Below are 845 nucleotides of genomic sequence, written 5' to 3' on the forward strand. Positions count from 1 at the left end.
TCATTTCTTCAGATCAGCCTTGCGATCTTCCCGGAGCATGTCCTTCAACGTGCCGTTGTCCCGGGAATTTTCGGCGGCCTCTTCAACAACACCAACCTTTCGGCAAGCGGTTCGCAGAAGTTCAACGGCTCCGGCGGTGCAAGCGCGGCCAACACGTTCAATGGCACGCTGACCGTGACCGTCACTGGCGTATTGCCAAACGGCAACCTGCTCGTGAGCGGCGAAAAACAGATGCTCATCAACCAGGGCAACGAATTCGTGCGCTTCTCCGGCGTGGTCAATCCCACGACCATCTCGGGCGCCAACACGGTCTATTCGACGCAAGTTGCCGACGCGAAGATCGAGTATTCGGCGAAGGGTTATATCGATGAATCGCAGAACATGGGCTGGCTCCAGCGGTTCTTCCTCAACGTGGCGCCCTTCTGATCATGACACTCGCTCTCCGTTTTTGCTTTGGCGCACTCGCTCTGGCTTTGGCCGCGGTGCTGCCGCAGGCGGCGCAAGCCGAACGCCTGAAGGACCTGGTGTCGTTTCAGGGCGTGCGTGACAACCAGTTGATCGGCTACGGCCTCGTAGTCGGCCTGGATGGCACCGGCGACCAGACATCGCAAACGCCGTTCACCACGCAAAGCCTGACCAACATGCTGGGCAACCTCGGCATCACGTTGAACGCCGCGACCACCCAGAACATGCAGTTGAAGAACGTCGCCGCCGTGATGGTCACCGCCGTTTTGCCGCCGTTCGCGCGGCCGGGCGAGGCGATCGATGTCACGGTGTCATCGCTGGGAAATGCGAAGAGTTTGAGCGGCGACATCAGCAGCGTACCGCCGCGCAAACTCTTCGCA

Annotated in this window: 2 protein-coding genes; both read left to right on the top strand. The window is 60.0% G+C overall.

Annotated elements, in window-relative coordinates; translation table 11 throughout:
* On the top strand, positions 1-426 hold a 426-nt coding region (locus tag ACRXB1_RS36995), incomplete at its 5' end, for a flagellar basal body L-ring protein FlgH (RefSeq protein WP_449494899.1).
* Between the two features lie 2 nt (positions 427-428).
* A partial coding sequence (locus ACRXB1_RS37000; RefSeq protein ID WP_449494900.1) for a flagellar basal body P-ring protein FlgI occupies positions 429-845 on the top strand: 417 nt, incomplete at its 3' end.

This window comes from Caballeronia sp. M23-90 (assembly GCF_053574605.1).